The sequence below is a fragment of the Janthinobacterium sp. 61 genome (assembly GCF_002846335.1).
In the GTDB taxonomy this organism is placed as follows: domain Bacteria; phylum Pseudomonadota; class Gammaproteobacteria; order Burkholderiales; family Burkholderiaceae_D; genus Janthinobacterium.
Genome location: NZ_PJMQ01000001.1, coordinates 3,492,566 through 3,509,150 on the forward strand (window position 1 = coordinate 3,492,566; position 16,585 = coordinate 3,509,150).

13 protein-coding genes are annotated in these 16,585 nt (G+C 65.4%); 8 read left to right on the forward strand and 5 right to left on the reverse strand.

The features are described from left to right. Positions 1-51: 51 nt before the first annotated feature. Both plsY and ybaK read right to left on the reverse strand, forming a co-directional pair. Entirely contained in the window at positions 52-696 is a 645-nt protein-coding gene (gene plsY / locus CLU92_RS15940; protein ID WP_257561099.1) for a glycerol-3-phosphate 1-O-acyltransferase PlsY, read from the reverse strand. A gap of 97 nt (positions 697-793) precedes the next feature. Continuing rightward, the gene (ybaK, locus tag CLU92_RS15945) at positions 794-1,285 is read right to left on the reverse strand and encodes a Cys-tRNA(Pro) deacylase (protein WP_101482689.1); all 492 of its coding nucleotides are present in this window, start codon (positions 1,283-1,285) and stop codon (positions 794-796) included. 37 nt (positions 1,286-1,322) lie between these two features. Here ybaK and CLU92_RS15950 point away from each other — a divergent pair, with 37 nt between their 5' ends. Continuing rightward, complete coding sequence (locus tag CLU92_RS15950) at positions 1,323-2,309, forward strand: endonuclease/exonuclease/phosphatase family protein (protein ID WP_101482690.1); 987 nt, start codon at positions 1,323-1,325, stop codon at positions 2,307-2,309. Between the two features lie 146 nt (positions 2,310-2,455). On the opposite strand, the gene CLU92_RS15955 is transcribed toward CLU92_RS15950, so the two are convergent. After that, positions 2,456-2,719, reverse strand: coding sequence for a GGDEF domain-containing protein (locus tag CLU92_RS15955; RefSeq protein WP_101482691.1), 264 nt, complete (start codon positions 2,717-2,719; stop codon positions 2,456-2,458). A 258-nt stretch (positions 2,720-2,977) separates the two neighbouring features. On the opposite strand from CLU92_RS15955, the gene CLU92_RS15960 reads away from it, so the two are divergent. From CLU92_RS15960 to CLU92_RS15975, 4 genes are all read left to right on the forward strand, one after another. Continuing rightward, the gene (locus tag CLU92_RS15960) at positions 2,978-4,210 is read left to right on the forward strand and encodes an efflux RND transporter periplasmic adaptor subunit (RefSeq protein ID WP_101482692.1); all 1,233 of its coding nucleotides are present in this window, start codon (positions 2,978-2,980) and stop codon (positions 4,208-4,210) included. A 3-nt stretch (positions 4,211-4,213) separates the two neighbouring features. Further along, positions 4,214-7,342 (forward strand): efflux RND transporter permease subunit, encoded by a 3,129-nt coding sequence (locus tag CLU92_RS15965; protein ID WP_101482693.1) that lies wholly within the window; start codon positions 4,214-4,216, stop codon positions 7,340-7,342. 361 nt (positions 7,343-7,703) lie between these two features. After that, a complete protein-coding gene (locus CLU92_RS15970; protein WP_099762251.1) occupies positions 7,704-8,426 on the forward strand; it encodes an MgtC/SapB family protein in 723 nt (240 codons plus the stop codon). Further along, positions 8,426-8,737, forward strand: coding sequence for a hypothetical protein (locus tag CLU92_RS15975; protein WP_101482694.1), 312 nt, complete (start codon positions 8,426-8,428; stop codon positions 8,735-8,737). The genes CLU92_RS15970 and CLU92_RS15975 overlap by 1 nt, the downstream gene beginning before the upstream one ends. On the opposite strand, the gene CLU92_RS15980 is transcribed toward CLU92_RS15975, so the two are convergent. Then, positions 8,729-10,126 carry a cell wall metabolism sensor histidine kinase WalK gene (locus CLU92_RS15980; protein ID WP_101482695.1) on the reverse strand — a complete coding sequence of 466 codons (1,398 nt, stop codon included), beginning with the start codon at positions 10,124-10,126 and terminating at the stop codon, positions 8,729-8,731. The genes CLU92_RS15975 and CLU92_RS15980 overlap by 9 nt on opposite strands. Then, positions 10,119-10,799, reverse strand: a complete 681-nt coding sequence (locus CLU92_RS15985; RefSeq protein ID WP_101484715.1) for a response regulator transcription factor — start codon at positions 10,797-10,799, stop codon at positions 10,119-10,121. Before CLU92_RS15985 ends, CLU92_RS15980 begins: the two co-directional genes overlap by 8 nt. Before the next feature lie 241 nt (positions 10,800-11,040). Here CLU92_RS15985 and CLU92_RS15990 point away from each other — a divergent pair, with 241 nt between their 5' ends. From CLU92_RS15990 to CLU92_RS16000, 3 genes are read left to right on the forward strand one after another with little or no spacing between them, the layout of a single operon-like run. Further along, complete coding sequence (locus tag CLU92_RS15990) at positions 11,041-12,165, forward strand: efflux RND transporter periplasmic adaptor subunit (RefSeq protein WP_101482696.1); 1,125 nt, start codon at positions 11,041-11,043, stop codon at positions 12,163-12,165. Then, the gene (locus tag CLU92_RS15995; protein ID WP_101482697.1) at positions 12,158-15,259 is read left to right on the forward strand and encodes an efflux RND transporter permease subunit; all 3,102 of its coding nucleotides are present in this window, start codon (positions 12,158-12,160) and stop codon (positions 15,257-15,259) included. The genes CLU92_RS15990 and CLU92_RS15995 overlap by 8 nt, the downstream gene beginning before the upstream one ends. Next, positions 15,246-16,523 (forward strand): TolC family protein, encoded by a 1,278-nt coding sequence (locus CLU92_RS16000; RefSeq protein ID WP_101482698.1) that lies wholly within the window; start codon positions 15,246-15,248, stop codon positions 16,521-16,523. Before CLU92_RS15995 ends, CLU92_RS16000 begins: the two co-directional genes overlap by 14 nt. Positions 16,524-16,585: the final 62 nt, after the last annotated feature.

Below are 16,585 nucleotides of genomic sequence, written 5' to 3' on the forward strand. Positions count from 1 at the left end.
CGCGGCGCCGCAAGCACAGCATATGCGTGCGGGCCGCAGGAAATCAAGCGCTTACTTCTTCATGGCGGACGCGTTGGCCGCATCCTTCTTGCCGCCGATCTTGCTTTCTTTGCCAGAGAGCAAGTTCGCGATGTTCTGGCTGTGGCGGTAAACCAGCAGCACGCTCATGACGATCACGGCCAGCAAGATGGGATCGACCCCGAACAGCAAGCCATAGTAAAACGGCGCGAACAGGGCTGCCACCAGAGCTGCCAGCGACGAATAACGGAAGGCGTAGGCGATGATCAGCCAGGTCGCCAGAGTCGCCAGGCCCAGCCATGGATTGATACCGAGCAACACACCGAGGGCCGTGGCCACGCCCTTGCCACCGACGAAGCGGAAGAACACGGGCCACAAATGGCCGAGGAAGACGGCGATGGCCACCAGGGCCACGGCCGTGTCACCCACGCCCAGCGCGCTGGCAAAATGGTCGGCCAGGAACACGGCCAGCCAGCCCTTGGCGCCATCGCCCAGCAGGGTCATGATGGCGGCGCCCTTGTTGCCGCTGCGCAGCACGTTGGTGGCGCCCGGATTTTTCGAGCCATAGGTGCGCGGATCGGCAATGCCGTAGACCTTGCTCATCACCACGGCAAACGATATCGAGCCGAGCAAGTAAGCGGCCACTGTCATTGCCACGGTTGTGATTACTGGATTCATTTCTTCCCTTTATTATGTTTATTGCACCAGCATCGAGGCTGGCGCAGCAGAATATACACCATGCTCTATGCCCAGCAACAGGCTTTGGGCGATTTCCTTAATCCTGCAGCGCGCACTGCACCGGCTTGGCTTGCAACAAATCAAGCAGTACCTGCGGCGCCAGCGCGACGAGAAAACCGCGCCGCCCGCCATTGATATAGATACGCTCGAGCGCCAGGATGGATTGCTCCACATACACGGGCATGGCCTTCCGGGTGCCGAACGGCGACGTGCCGCCTATCATGTAGCCGGAATGGCGCTGCGCCACCTCGGGTTTGCACGGCTCGACGGACTTGCAGCCGATGGCGCGCGCCAGGTTCTTGGTCGATACCTTGCAATCGCCATGCATGAGCACGATCATCGGCCGCGCCGCCTCGTCCTGCATCACCAGGGTCTTGATCACCGCGTGTTCCGGCACGCCCAGTTCGCGCGCCGAGACGCTGGTGCCGCCGTGCTCCTCGTAGGGATACGGGTGTTCTTCAAAGGAAACTTGATGCTTGCGCAGCAGCTGCGTCGCCTGCGTTTCGGAAATATGCTCTTTTTTAGCCATGCGTGATACGCTGATCGTTCAGTGAGGAGTACTAATTATGCAGCAAGAAATCCGCTTTGCCACATTCAATGTCTGCAACCTGGCCCCGGCCGGGGCGAAATTGTATGACAACCTGGAACCGTTGAGCCCGGCGCAATACGAGGCCAAGGCGGAGTGGACGGCGCGGCAGATCGACCTGCTCGACGCCGACGTAATCGGTTTCCAGGAAATTTTCTCGCAGGCGGCCCTGCGCGACGTGCTGTCGCGCACGCGCCACTACCGCGACGCCACGCTGGCCGGCTACGATGCGGTCGATACGGCAGGACGCATGCTGCCCACGGTGGCACTGGTGTCGCGACTGCCGCTGGCCGGCGCAGGCGTGGCCCATGCGAGCTTTCCCGCCGGTATCAGCCTGCCCGCCGACTCCTATGCCACCGACGACAACGCCTGCCGCTTCGCCCGCGCGCCACTGCACGTGCAGGTGCTCTTGCCTGGAGGGCAACTCACCGATGTGGTGGTCGTGCACTTGAAATCGCGCCGGCCCGACTACCGCCATGGCGACAGCAACGATGCAGCCGCCTACGCGCTGGCCAACCTGCGCTCGCTGCAGCGGCGCGGCGCGGAAGCCGTGGCCCTGCGCGTGCTGGCAAGCGAACTGGGCCACAGCGGCCGTCCCCGCATCGTACTGGGCGACTTCAACGACATCGCCAATGCCGTCACCACGGCCATCGTCATGGGTGCCGGTGCACCCTGCGAATCGCATGGTGACATGCCTGAAATGCGCGCGCGCCTGTACGACGCCAACGCCATCCAGCTGCGCCAGGACGCCTTGCGCCACGTGGGCTACACGAATATCCACGACAGCGCCTATATGACGATCGACCACATTCTCGTGTCCGAACATTTCCACGCCAACTCGCCGCGCGCCATCGGCGTGGTGCAGGAAGTAAGCTGCCTGAACGACCATTTGCTGCTGGGCCTGCCGTACGCGTCCGACCATGGCCAGGTCTTGATGCGCGTCAAGCTGCTGGGAAACATTCATTGATGCAGGCACTAATGTAACAACGGCGCCAGCTGCTGCGCCGTTAAGTCGTCGATGGCCAGCCTGGAACCCACCGCGTCACTTCCCGTTCCAAACAGCCGGCTGGCAGACCCGACACGGCGAGCGCATTTTGTACGCTGAGCAATAAATTATTGTGCAGGCATTGCGCCGTCGACAGATTCACGGCCACGCGCCAGGCATGGCCCGCATCGTGCCAGGCGCGCGCGCTGGCAGGCTTGCTGCAGCAGCCGGTTCGGCAAGTCGGTGAGGACATCGTGCGAGGCCAGGTGACGCGCGTGCTCCCCGTTTTTCTTGCGCTCACTGAAATCGTTGAGTATGGCCAGGTCATTGCTCAATTGCCCCTGGCTGTCGCGGATGGCCGTCAGCGACAGCCAGGCCGGATAGCCCGGCATCCATGCCGCAGTGGTCTTTGGTCGCCGTTTTTTGCATTCCAGCCCCGATTTTGTGCAATCTGTCGCACGGCGATGGCGGCCGCAGCTGATTCTTCCTAAAGTGGCAACATGCGCATCGCCGTGAACGGCCGCAGCGGCAGGCGTGCTGCCTGCGGCCGCCACGGTGATGCGCTACCCGAATTCCCCCCGGCCAGCGACAGGCCGGGTCCGTACCGAGACCTGGCGCCGAGCCCCTGCGCCGCTCCTGAAAAAAAATCTATGAAAAACGAGACCCTGCCCCCCGCCTCTCCCCTTGCCGCCACGCGCCGCCGGCGCTGGCGCACCCCCGTGCTGATCCTCGTCGTACTGGGCCTGGCCAGCGGCGGCTGGACGGTGATGCAGTCGAAGCAGCAGGCCGCCAAGGCTGCCGAATTGCAAGCGAGCAAAAAGAAGGAACAGGCCAAGACGCCCGTGCATGAACTGGCGCAGGGCGACGTAGCCGCCATCGATGCGCGCGCGCTGGCCATCAGCCTGCCTCTGTCCGGTTCGCTGGCGCCCGTGACCCAGGCCACCATCAAGGCCAAGGTTTCCGGCGTCATCGAGGAAACGACCTTGCAGGAAGGCCAGCCCGTGGCCAATGGGCAAATCCTCGTGCGCCTGGATGCGGCCGACCTGCGCGCCCGCCTGACGCAGCAGCAAGCCATGCTGGACGAAGCGCAGGCGCGCCTGTCCATGGCAGCCAAGAATGAAGCGAACAGCCAGGCGTTGCTGAAGCAAAAATACATTTCGCAGACGGCTTACGACACCACGCAAAACTCGGTCGACCTGGCGCGCGCCAACGTCAAGGCCGCCGCCGCCATGGTCGACATCGCCCGCATCGCGCTGGCCGACACGGTGATCCGCGCACCGATGGCCGGCATCGTCAGCAAACGCCACCTGCAGGCCGGCGAAAAAGTCTCGCCCGACATGCCCGTCTACACCATCGTCAACCTGGCGCAGCTGACCCTGGAAGCGCCCGTGCCCAGCGCGGAAATCCCCCGCATCAAACTGAGCCAGGACGTGCACTTCAAGGTCGACGGCTTCGGCGCGCGCGACTTTGCCGGCAAGGTCACGCGCATTAACCCCACCACCGAGAGCGGCTCGCGCGCCATGCTGGTCTACATCGCCGTCGACAATGGCGATGGCGCGCTGCGCGGCGGCATGTTCGCCAAGGGCAGCATCGTTACCGAACGATCAATCGTGGCGCCGCTGGTGCCCCTGACGGCCGTGCGCAATGAAAAGCAGGGCCACGTGGTGTATGCGCTGGTGAACAACAAGGTGGTCGCCCAGCCCGTCACGCTGGGACTGCGCAACGAGGATGAAGGCTATGCGGAAGTGACGTCCGGCCTGGTGCCGGGCGCGAAAGTCATCATCGCCAAACTCGATGGCGTCAAGCCGGGCCACAGCGTGACCTTCGCCGCGCCCGCCACCGCGCCCGCCGCGCCGGCAGCCGTGCTGGCACGGAAGGATTAAGCCATGTGGATGACCAAAGTCAGTATTCAAAACCCCGTCTTCGCCACCATGGTCATGGTGGCGCTGGTGGTGCTGGGCATCTTCTCCTACCGGGGCCTGGGCGTGGAAAGCATGCCCAGCGTGCAGTTCCCGTTCGCCGCCATTGAAGTGAACTACCCGGGCGCCTCGCCCGAAGCGGTGGAAAACGACATCACGCGCCCTATCGAGGACGCCGTCAACACCGTCAGCGGCATCAAGACCATCCGCGCCAACTCGTGGGAAGGACGCGCCGGCGTCTACCTGGAATTCGAGCTGTCGACCAACATGGACAAGGCCATGCAGGACTTGCGCGACAAGGTGGCCCTGGTGCGACCGCGCTTCCCGAAGGAAGCCAAGGACCCGTTCATCGCGCGCGCCGAAGGCGACAACGAGCGCCCCATCGCCACCATCGTGCTGACATCGACCGGGCATGACCTGCGCTCGCTGTCGACCATGACGGAGCAGATCATCAGCAAGCGCTTCCAGGGCGTGGCCGGCGTGGGGCAAGTCAAGCTGCGCGGCCTGCGCGCGCGCCAGATCCTCATCAGCATGAAGCCCATCGAACTCAATGCCCAGGGCATCGGCGTCGATGAAGTCATCCGCGCCATCCAGGCGACGAATACCAACCTGCCGGCCGGCTCCATCAGCCATGGCGCGGCCGAACAACTGGTGCGCGTGGAAGGCAAGATCAAGGATGCGCGCGAATTCGGCAAGATCATCGTCGCGCGCCGCGCCGTCGGCCCCGTCTACCTCGACCAGGTGGCCACCGTCGTCGACGGCGAGCAGGAAGAGCTGTCGATCTCGCGCATGAACGGCCAGCAAGCCGTGACCATGGAAATCACCAAGGTGCAGGACGCCAACGTGGTCGAAGTGGGCACAGGCATCCTGAAAGTGGCTGCCGACCTGCAAAAGACCCTGCCGCCCGATATCAAGCTGCGCGTGCTGGACGACGAATCGGAGCGCGTGCAAAGCCAGCTCAATAACGTCAAGCGAACCATCATCGAAGGCGCCGTGCTGACCATGGTGATCGTCTTCCTGTTCCTGCACTCGTGGCGCTCGACCATCATCACGGGCCTGACCCTGCCGATCTCCGTGCTGGCCAGCTTCATCGCCATGAAGGCGTTTGGTTTCACGCTGAATTTCCTGACCCTGATGGCGCTGTCCTTGTGCATCGGCCTCTTGATCGATGACGCCATCGTGGTGCGCGAAAACATCGTGCGTCACCTGGGCATGGGGAAAAATCACTACAAGGCGGCCAACGACGGCACCAATGAAATCGGCCTGGCCGTGATGGCTACCACGTTCGCCATCGTCGCCGTGTTCGTGCCCGTCGCCTTCATGGACGGCATCATCGGCCGCTTCTTCCTGCAGTTCGGCATCACCGTCGCCGTCGCCGTTCTCGTCTCCCTGTTCGTCAGCTTCACGCTCGACCCCATGCTGTCATCCGTCTGGCGCGATCCCGTCAAGGACCGCTTCAAGTATGCGCCGTGGCTGGGCCGCTTCATGGCCTGGTTAGAGACGGGCATCGACCGCCTGCACGTCTGGTACGGCAAGGTGTTGAAAGTGGCCCTGCGCTGGCGCAAGACGACGCTGGCCACCGCCTTGGCCCTGTTCGTGGGCAGCCTGATGCTCGTGCCGATGATCGGCGGCGAGATGTTCCCGGAAACGGACCAGGGCTGGGTCAACCTGCGCTTCAAGACGCCCGTCGGCTCCAGCCTCGACTACACGGATTCCAAAGTGCGCCAGGTGGAAGCAGCCTTGAAGGAATTCCCCGAAATCGACAGCCTGGTGGCCAATATCGGCACGCCCGATGGACGCAACGCGGCCGAAGTGAACCTGAAGCTGACAGATATCAAGACGCACAAGCGCCGCTCGCAGCAGGAACTGGAAAAGCTGATCCGCGAACGCCTGGCGCCGATTGCCGGCATCACCCTGTCGGTCGGCAACCGCCCCATTTTCATCGCCATCCTCGGCACCGACGAAGGCAAGCTCGATGCAGTGGCGCACCGCCTGATGGACAAGATGCGCACCATCAAGGGCCTGGCCGACATGGAATACAGCCAGGAAGGCGCCAACCCGTCGACCACGGTGAAGATCAACAACGAACTGGCCAGCGACCTGGGCTTGTCGGTGCAGCAGATCGGCAATGCCCTGCGTCCGTTCGTGGCGGGCGACACGGTCAGCCACTGGCTGGCGTCCGACGGGCAAAACTACGACGTCAACGTGCAGCTGCCCAAGTCGGGCCGGCAAAAGGTGGCCGACCTGGCCGACCTGTCGCTGGCGTCCAGCAAGCTTGATGCGAACGGCAAGCCCGTCATGATTCCGCTGCGCCAGGTGGTCGATTTCGTGCCGTCGTCCAGCCCACAGGTGCTGAAACGCCAGGCCTTGCAGCGCCGCGTCGCCATCTATGCGGGCGTGCAGGGCCGCCCTGCCGGCGACGTCGACGCCGACGTGCAGAAAGCCATCAAGTCCATCGACCTGCCGCCGGGCGTGCGCTTCGACGTGGCCGGCAATGCGCAGCAGATGGCTGAAACCATGGGCGGCGCGATGATGGCGCTGGGTATCGCCGTGATCTTCATCTACCTGGTGCTGGCCTCGCAATTCGGCAGCTTTTTGCAGCCGATCGCCATCATGGTGTCCCTGCCGCTGTCCCTGATCGGCGTGCTGCTGGCCCTTCTCATTACGGGCAGCACCCTGAACATCTTCTCCGTGATCGGCTTCATCATGCTGATGGGCCTGGTCACCAAGAATGCGATTCTGCTGGTGGACTTCACCAACCAGCGCCAGCGCGAAGGCCTGGGACAGTTCGAAGCGCTGATGGAAGCGGGGCAAGTGCGTTTGCGCCCCATCCTGATGACGACACTGGCGATGGTCTTCGGCATGCTGCCGATGGCCATCGGCATGGGCGACGGCGGTGAATCGCAGGCGCCGATGGGCCGCGCCGTCATCGGCGGCGTCATCACCTCGACCCTGTTGACCCTGGTGGTGGTGCCCGTCGCCTACACCTACCTCGACAGCCTGGGCAAGCGCGCCGCGCGCTTTTTCGGCGGCAGCGGCGGCGGCGAGCATGCCCACGCGGATGCCGCCGACGACGGCAAAGCACACGCCCACTGATTGACCGGTCGCCTTCACCGTCCCCGCATTGGCGGGGACGACGCGGCGGCTTCCTGAAGAGAGCTTCAGTTGACCAAAGCGGCACCACTGGCTAGACTGTCCCCCGTTATCAATGATATGGAGTGACTCGTGGGTGCTTGTTCCAGTGACAGTAGTCGATTGACCATCGGCGATCGGCCTTAGGCAAGACGCGCGCATTCCGCCCGCCTTGCCCATGGCAAGGTGCGGTTTTACCAGCGGCGATGCACATTCGCCGCCACTTCCCTCCTCATCGTTCCACCGTTATCGTCTGCTGCCCCCTATCGGGGCGAATTGTCTTCGCCCTTGCACTCGCCTGTGCCTCCCCAGCCGGGAGAAACTGATGGTGGTATTTGACTTTGCGCTGCGCGTTGCCGCAGCATTGACCCTGGGCGCCATGATCGGCGCCGAACGCCAGCTGCGCCAGCGCATGGCGGGCCTGCGCACGAACGCGCTGGTGTCCGTCGGCGCCTCGCTGTTCGTGATGGTCTCCGTGCTCGAAGGAGATCCCGACGGCCATCTGCGCATCGCCGCGCAGGTGGTGTCGGGCATCGGCTTTCTTGGTGCCGGCGTCATCATGCGCGAAGGCATGACGGTGCGCGGCCTGAATACGGCCGCCACCCTGTGGTGCTCGGCCGCCATCGGCGTGCTGTGCGGACTCGGTTTCGCGCTGGAAGCGGCGATCGGCACGGGCTTCGTGCTGGTCGCCAACCTGGTGCTGCGCCACCTGGCGCAACGCATCAACGCCCATGGCAGCGAAGCGGGCATCGAGACGGAAAGCATCTACCGCGTCACGGCCGTGTGCGAGGCGGAGCAGGAAGTGCAGGTGCGCAAGCTGATGCTGCGCTTAATCAGCGGCATGCCGGCACTGATGCTGCAATCCTTGCACAGCGAAGACGCGGCGCAGGCGGGACGCATCGAAGTGCGCGCCGACCTGCTCACACCTTTGTCCAGCCTGGGATTGCTGGAGCAGATCGTCAGCCAGGTCAGCCTGGAAGGCAGCGTCTCGGCCGTGCGCTGGGCGCTGGTCAACAATGCGGAATTTGTCGCCGAGCGGGGAGTGTGATGATGAAAAAATTCTTCCATTGGTTTGCCCGGCGCGGTCCTGTCGTGGCAACCTACCGCCTGACCGTCACCTGCCCTGCGGCGCAAGCCGACCACGTGGTGCGCCTGCTGCTGGCAGAACTCAAGGGAGCGGGCCTGGCGCCGTCGCAGATGCTGCGCAGCTGGGACGAAGCCCGACAGGTGGTGCGCCTGATCGCCACGGTGCTGTGCCAGGCCGTGCAGCGCGCCGTGCTGGTGCGCTTCGTCAACCGCGCGGGCGCCTGGCCGCAAGTGCGGCAGGTGCGCTGGGAAGGCGTGGCGCCGTCAGCTTGAAGCGGGCAGGCGCATGATGAACAGCGCGCCACCACCGGGGCGGTTCTGCGCCTCGATACTGCCGCCGTATGCGTGCACGATGGCTTGCGACAGGGCCAGGCCCAGGCCGAAGCCGGGCGCCTCGCCCGCGCGCGCCTGGGCGCCCCGGTAAAAACGTTCAAACAGATGCGGCAAGTCTTCCACGCCTATGCCCGGTCCCGCATCAGCCACGCCCACCAGCGCATGCTCGCCATCGCGCGACACCTGTACGCTGATAACGCTGTCGGGCGGCGAAAACTTCACGGCGTTATCCAGCAGATTGGCCAGCACCAGGTCCACCGGGCCGGCAGCCACCCGCGCGTGCACGGCCACGCCTTCATTGAAGACAATGCGGATGCCGCGCTGCGCTGCCGCCTTTTCCAGGCGCTGCGCGGCCGCGCGCACGAGGGGATTGAGTGCGATGGTTTCCACGGCATTGCGCTCCTGGCCCGCATCGAGGCGCGTGAGCATCAGCAATTCTTCCACCAGCGTCGTCAGGCGCTGCACTTCATCGAGGCAGGACGCCAGCGCATCGACATACTCGGGCGCCTCGCGCGGGCGGCGCAGGGTGATTTCGATTTCCGTGCGCAGGCGCGACAGGGGCGAGCGCAGTTCGTGCGAGGCATCGGCCGTAAAGCGGCGCTGCGCATCGTAGCCGTGCTCCAGGCGGTCCAGCATGGCGTTCAAGGTATCGACCAGGCGGCCGATCTCGTCTTGCGTGCCGGAATGCGGCAGCCGCTGGTGCAGGCTGGCCTCGCCGATCGAATGCGCCTGCCGCACCACGTCGTCGATGGCGCCCAGCACGCGGCGCGTCAGCATTTCGCCTGCCAGGCCCACGGCCGCCAGCAAGGCCAGCGCCATGGCGCCAAACAGCACGGTGGCCGCGGCCAGCACGTGGTTGACGTCGTCGAGCGAACCTGCGACCTGCACCGCCAGGCGCGAACCGGGTGTGAGTACGGGGATGGAAACCATGCGCAGCGGCTCCTCGCCAAACTTGGGCAAGGTTTCAAAGACGGTGTCGCCAGCCGCAAGGCGCGCCAGCAGGGCCGGTGGCGCCGGCAGCTGCGCCGCCTCCAGGTTGCGGCTGCGCGCCAGCACGCGGCCTTCGCCATCGATGATCTGCACCAGGCGGTCTAGCCGCATCAAAGACGGCGGCGCCAGTCCCGACGCCACCTCGTGCACCTGCACGGGCTGGCGCGGCGCGGCCGGCAGCATGGCCATTTCCGTCTCGGCCAGCGCCAGCAGGGCCGCGTCGAGCTGGCCATGCACGGCGCGCGACAGGCCCCAGTAGCCGGCCAGGGCGGTACAGGCAACGATGGCGACGATGACGGCCAGGTGCACCCGCAGCAGGCGCTTGCGAAAGCTAGCCACCGCTGTTTTCCGCCAGGCGGAAACCGCGTCCGCGCACCGTATGGATCAATGGCGGCAGGCCAGGCGCATCCACTTTTCCCCGCAAGTTGCGCACGTGGACATCGATCAGGTTGTCGATGCCGATCAGGTCCGCCTGCCAAATCTGCTCGGCCAGGCGCGCGCGGCTGACCACCTCGCCCGCCTGGCGCAGCAGGATCAATAGAATCGCATATTCCTTGGGGGTCAGCACCAGCGGCGCGCCGGCGCGCATCGCCTGGTGGCTGACAGGATCGAGCGTCAGGTCGGCCAGCGCCAGGACCAGCGGGCGGCTGATGTCGGAGCGGCGCAGCAGCGCGCGGATGCGCGCCAGCAGTTCCTCGAATTCGAACGGTTTGGTGAGGTAATCGTCGGCGCCCGTGTTCAGGCCCGCCACCCGGTCGACTGTGGCGTCGCGCGCGGTAAGCATCAGCACGGGCGTCTGGATCCCACGCGCGCGCAAATCGCGGCAAAAATCGATGCCCTGCTTTCCCGGCAACATCCAGTCCAGCACGATCAGGTCGTAATCGACGGCGTAGCTTTCATCCTCGCCTTCCTCGGCGCTGTGTGCCACGTCGACCACAAAGCCTTCTTCCTGCAAGCCGCGCGCCAGCAGGCGCGCCGCCTTGCGGTCGTCTTCCACCAGAAGAATTCTCATGCCCGCCTTTCCCATTGCACCGTGTTTTCCATGCTGGCATTTTACCGCGCCGTACCGTACGCGCACCGAACCTGAAGAATGATTCAGGCGAACTTGGGCGCTTCTTCAGGACGGCATTGCTATGCTTTCCCGGCGCTGTAGTGACCCCGTTCGTGTGACGCTAGCTGCGCCCCCCTCTGACCGCCCGCCTGGGCACGGCATCCACGCATGCCCCTCACCATCAATAACAAGGAAACACGGGATGAACACGACCACCCGCAACGCCCTGGGCGCCAGCTGCGCGCTCGCTCTCGCCTGCTCGGCCCTGGCCGGCTGCGCCAAACCGACGCCAGCGGCCATACCGCAGACCCAAGCGACGCATCTGGACGATGGCAGTATCGCCGTCGACAAGATGTCGCCGCTGCGCCAGCGCCTGCAGATCGCGCCCGTACTGGAACAGGACATCGCCACGCAGACGGATGCGCCGGGCAGCATCGAAGCCATGCCGGAAAAAATGGTGAAAATCACGCCGCCATTGGCCGGCCGCATCACGCGGCTACAACGCGCCCTGGGCGACAGCGTCAAGGCGGGCGACCCGCTGTTCACCCTGGACTCGGCGGAACTGAGCGCCGCCTACGCGGACGACAGCAAGGCGAAGTCCGCCCTGCTGCAGGCGCGCCAGGAACTGCAGCGCCAGAAGACCCTGTTCGAGGCGGAGATCACTGCACGCAAGGAGTACGAATCGGCCCAGGCGACCTACGACCAGGCCGCCAGCGACGCACAGGCCAGCGCCGACAAGCTGGCCCAGTACGGTGCCGGCGCACGCGGTTCGCGCCGCGACTACGTCCTGCGTTCGCCCATTGCCGGCAGCGTGATCGCCATGGACGGTGCCCAGGGCGGCTACTGGAACGATATCAACGCCCCCGTCATGACGGTGGCCGACCTGTCCACCGTGTGGCTGTCGGCCAACGTGGCTGAAAGGGACCTGGCGCAGGTGGCCGTGGGCCAGACAGCCCGCATCACCGTCGATGCCTGGCCCGGCAAGGCTTTCGAAGGCAAGGTCGCGTATGTGGGCGCCGTGCTCGATCCCGAGACGCGCACGGTGAAAGTGCGCGTAGCCATCGACAACCGTGCCGCCACCTTCAAGCCGGGCATGTTCGCCCACGCGCTGTTTTCCGGCGCCAGCCGCCGCGCCATCCTGGTGCCAGCGTCCGCCGTGCTGCAAAGCGGGCCGTCGACGCGCGTGATGGTCGAACGCGGCCCGCTACGCTTCGCGCCTCGCACGGTAGAAGTGGGCGCCAGCCATGGCGGGCAGGTGGAAATCCTCGCTGGCCTGAAGGCGGGCGAGCGCATCGTCGTCAAGGAAGGAGTGCTGCTCAATGATTGACCGTTTCATCGCCACCTGCTGCCAGCGGCGCGGCATCGTCTGGCTGGTACTGCTGTTCGTCGCCGCCTACGGCGTCTACTGCTGGAAGCAGCTGCCCATCGAAGCCTATCCCGACATCGCCGACGTCACCTCGCAAATCGTCACGCAGGTGCCGGGCCTGGGCGCCGAGGAAATCGAGCAGCAGATCACGATACCGCTGGAGCGCGCCCTGATGGGCACACCGGGCATGCATGTGCTGCGCACGCGCAGCCTGTTCGCGCTGTCGCTGATCACGGTAGTGTTCGAGGATGGCAGCGATGGCTACTTCACGCGCGAACGGCTGCAGGAACGGCTCGCCAGCGTGAACCTGCCGTACGATGCCAAACCGGGGCTCGATCCCTACACTTCGCCCACGGGCGAGATCTACCGCTACACCCTGGAATCGAAAACGCGGTCCTTGCGCGAACTGTCCGAGCTGCAGTTCTGGAGCGTAATCCCGCGCCTGCAGCAGGTACGCGGCGTGGCGGACGTCAGCAATTTCGGCGGCCTGACGACACAGTTCATGCTGGAACTCGATCCTGCAAAACTGGACAGCTACGGCTTCTCGCTGGCGCAGGTCAAGGACGCCATCAACGCCAACAACATCAGTGGCGGCGGCAGCGTCATCGACCGCGGCCAGCAATCGTACGTCGTGCGCGGCGTGGGCTTGCTGCACTCGCTCGACGACATGGGCAATGTCGTCGTCAGCAGCAAGAACGGCGTGCCCGTGCTGGTGAAAGACCTGGGCAAGCTCGCCTACGGCAACGTGGAGCGGCGCGGCATCCTTGGCAAGGATGACAATCCCGACACCATCGAAGGCATCACCCTGCTGCTGAAGGACTTCAATCCGTCCGAGGCGCTGGCAGGCATCCATGCGGCGGTGGACGATTTGAATGACAATCTGCTGCCGAAGGACGTCAAGGTCGTGCCCTACCTGGACCGCAGCTCGCTGATCGACGCCACCCTGCACACGGTCAGCTATACCTTGGGCGAAGGCATGCTGCTGGTCGCGCTGGTGCTGCTGCTGTTCCTGGGCAGTCCGCGCGCGGCCGCCATCGTCGCGCTGACGATACCGCTGGCACTGCTGATCGCCTTCATCTTCATGCACCATTTTAAAATTCCCGCCAATTTGCTATCCCTGGGGGCGATCGACTTCGGCATCCTCGTCGATGGTTCCGTGGTGGTACTGGAGAACATGCTGCGCCGCCGCGAGCGCGAGCAGGATCGGCCCCTCACCCTGCAGGACGCCATCGAGGCGACCCTGCAGGTGGCGCGCCCCATCATGTTCGGCATGGCCGTCATCATCGCCGCCTACTTGCCCCTGTTCGCCTTCCAGCGCATCGAATACAAGCTGTTCTCGCCGATGGCGTATGCGGTGGGCGCGGCGCTGGTGGGCGCGCTGGTGGTGGCGCTGGTGCTGATTCCGGGCCTGGCCTGGCTGGCCCTGCGCAAGCCGCGCCGCACCTTCCATCACCGCGTGCTGGAACAGCTGGCGGCCGCCTATGGCCGCTTCCTCGAGCGCATGGTGGGCAGGAAGCGCTGGGTGGCGATGGTGTGCGCCGCCTCGCTGGCGGGCCTGGCCGTCCTGGGCGGGGGCATAGGGCGCGACTTCCTGCCCTATCTCGATGAGGGTTCCCTATGGCTGCAGGTACAGATGCCGCCCGGGATCACCCTGGACAAGGCATCCGAGATGGCCAGTGAACTGCGCCGCGCCGCGCTGGAGTTCCCTGAAGTGTCGACCATCGTCACGCAGACGGGGCGCAACGACGACGGCACCGATTACTGGACGCCGTCGCACATCGAGGCCAGCGTGGGCCTGCATCCGTACAAGAGCTGGAAATCGGGCCTGAGCAAGCAGCAGCTGATCGCAAAAATGAACGAGCGCTTCACCCGCATGCCAGGCGTCACGGTGGCCTTCATGCAGCCGATGATCGATGGCGTGCAGGATAAATTATCGGGCGCGCACAGCGACCTGACGGTGAAAATCTTCGGCAATGACCTCGATGAAGTGCGCGCCATCGCCGGCAAGGTGGCCAATGTCCTGAAGACTGTCCATGGCGCCTCCGACGTGGCGGTGGACGTGGAGCCGCCGCTGCCCAACCTGAAAGTGGAACTGGACAGGGCAAAGGCGGCCCGCTACGGCATCAACGCGGCCGACGTGGCCGACCTGATTTCCACCGGCATCGGCGGCGCGCCCATCGGCCAGGTCTACGTGGGCGAGAAAAGCTATGACATCGCCGTACGCTTCCCGCCCGCCGCGCGCTCCGACCCGGACGCCGTCGCCAAACTGATGCTCACCGCCGCCAATGGCGCCAGGATTCCGCTGGCGCAGGTAGCAAGCATCAGCACCACCTCGGGCGAAAGCGTCATCGTGCGCGAAATGGGACGGCGCCACATCATCGTGCGCCTGAATGCCCGTGGACGCGACCTGGCCGGCTTCCTGGCCGAAGCGCGTCCCCTGGTGGCGCAAGCCGTGGCCAACGAGCACCAGCGCATCAGCGTCGAATGGGGCGGCCAGTTCGAAAACCTGCAGCGCGCGCAAAGCCGATTGGCCCTGATCTTGCCGATGACCCTGGGCGCCATGTTCTTGCTGCTGTTTGGCCAGTTCCGCAACCTGCGCCAGCCCGCGCTGGTCTTGCTGGCCGTGCCGCTGGCCATGCTGGGCGGCCTTGCCGCGCTGCACCTGCGCGGCATGACCTTGAATGTGTCGAGCGCGGTCGGCTTCATCGCCCTGTTCGGCGTGGCGGTATTGAATGCCGTCCTGATGCTGGCGCAGATCAACCGCTTGCGCGCCGACGAAGGCCGCAGCCTGCGCGAGGCCGTGCTGGAAGGCGCGCGCGACCGCATGCGCCCCGTGTTGATGACGGCTACCGTGGCCGCCCTGGGCCTGACGCCCGCCATGCTGGCGACGGGCCTGGGCAGCGACGTGCAGCGCCCGCTGGCCACCGTGGTGGTGGGCGGGCTGGTGACGGCGACGGCACTGACCCTGCTGCTGTTGCCAGCCCTGTATTACCTGATCGAGGCGCACCTGCAAAAACGCCTGACAGACAAAGGAGTGAACCATGACACGTTTTAATGTACTGCTGGCGGCCTGGCTGATCGCGCCCGGCGCCATTGCCGCCCCTTTGAGCTTCGAGACCTATCTGGCCGCAGTGGAAAGCCACAGCCTGGAACTGCAGGCGCAGCAGACCAGCATCACCTCGGCCAAGGCGGGCATCGGCATCGCCGGCCTGCGTCCCGATCCCGAATTCACCCTGGGCGCCACGCGCGAAACCGTGCGCAGCGTCGAGCACCGCCCCATCACATGGAACCCGGCCATCAGCATTGCCATCGAGACGGGCGGCAAGCGCGCTGCGCGGTTGAAAGCGGCGCACAGCAATGTCGCGCTGGCCGAGGAGACGGTGGCTGGCTTCAGGAGCGAACTGTACGGCACCGCCGCCGCCGCGTTCACGGAAGCGTGCCGCACGCGCGAAGTTGCCGCGCGCAAGCGACAGACCATGGCGGCCCTGTCGACGGTGGTGGAAGCGAACGCCGTGCGGCGCAAGGCAGGCGACGTGGGCGGCATCGAACTGCTGCAGTCGCGCGTGGAGCGCGACCAGTTCCAGGCCGAGCTGGCACAGGCGCGCAGCGAGGCGGACAGTGCCATGTTGGCCCTGTCGCCGCCCCTGGGGCGCCAGCTCGATGCGCTGTTTCCGGACGCGCAGCTGGCATGCGACTTCGCCGCGTATGAGAACAAGGATGCCAGCGTACTGGTGGCGCAGGCGCTCGACGCGCGCAGCGACGTACGCATTGCCCGCGCCACCTTGGACAATCTGCGCGACGGCGCGGCGCTGGTGAGCGCCAACCGCTCCGTCGATCCCACCGTCACGCTGGGCCTTGCCGCCGCGCGCGGCTACCATGACGGCATCGATGGCAGCGGCAATCCCGTCGATGGGTCACCCCGCTCACGCGCATTGAGCCTGTCGCTGGCCATCCCCATTCCCCTGTCGCGGCGCGACAAGGGCGACGTGGTGCAGGCGGAGGCGGGCGTCACGCAAGCGATGCTGGCCTTGCGCCAGGCGGAACTGCAAGCGGAGACGCAAGTGCGCACGGCGCAGCGCCAGCTGCGTGCGGCGCAGGACAGGCTGGCGCGCTACCGTGACGGCGTACTGGTCGATGCGCAAAAGGTGGTGGACGGCATGCGCCTGTCCTACGTCAAAGGCAATGCGTCGCTGCTGGAATGGCTGGCGGCACAGCGTTCAGCCGATGACGCTTATCAGGGCTATGTACAGGCGCGCGCCGATGCCGCCATCGCCAGCACGCAGCTGCAACTGGCGATCGGCCAGCGGCCGAGCTTATAGCGGGTAGAAGGTAGGACGAGGAGAAGCCGGCGCGGCGATGCCGCACCGGTCATCAGGAACGG

Bases quoted from the DNA above. Each gene is read 5' to 3' on its own strand.
- CLU92_RS15990 (WP_101482696.1), top strand. From the start codon at position 11,041: ATGAACACGACCACCCGCAACGCCCTGGGCGCCAGCTGCGCGCTCGCT.
- ybaK (WP_101482689.1), bottom strand. From the start codon at position 1,285: ATGGCTAAAAAAGAGCATATTTCCGAAACGCAGGCGACGCAGCTGCTG.
- CLU92_RS15995 (WP_101482697.1), top strand. From the start codon at position 12,158: ATGATTGACCGTTTCATCGCCACCTGCTGCCAGCGGCGCGGCATCGTC.
- plsY (WP_257561099.1), bottom strand. From the start codon at position 696: ATGAATCCAGTAATCACAACCGTGGCAATGACAGTGGCCGCTTACTTG.
- CLU92_RS16000 (WP_101482698.1), top strand. From the start codon at position 15,246: ATGACACGTTTTAATGTACTGCTGGCGGCCTGGCTGATCGCGCCCGGC.
- CLU92_RS15970 (WP_099762251.1), top strand. From the start codon at position 7,704: ATGGTGGTATTTGACTTTGCGCTGCGCGTTGCCGCAGCATTGACCCTG.
- CLU92_RS15955 (WP_101482691.1), bottom strand. From the start codon at position 2,719: ATGCCGGGCTATCCGGCCTGGCTGTCGCTGACGGCCATCCGCGACAGC.
- CLU92_RS15985 (WP_101484715.1), bottom strand. From the start codon at position 10,799: ATGAGAATTCTTCTGGTGGAAGACGACCGCAAGGCGGCGCGCCTGCTG.
- CLU92_RS15965 (WP_101482693.1), top strand. From the start codon at position 4,214: ATGTGGATGACCAAAGTCAGTATTCAAAACCCCGTCTTCGCCACCATG.
- CLU92_RS15975 (WP_101482694.1), top strand. From the start codon at position 8,426: ATGATGAAAAAATTCTTCCATTGGTTTGCCCGGCGCGGTCCTGTCGTG.
- CLU92_RS15960 (WP_101482692.1), top strand. From the start codon at position 2,978: ATGAAAAACGAGACCCTGCCCCCCGCCTCTCCCCTTGCCGCCACGCGC.
- CLU92_RS15950 (WP_101482690.1), top strand. From the start codon at position 1,323: ATGCAGCAAGAAATCCGCTTTGCCACATTCAATGTCTGCAACCTGGCC.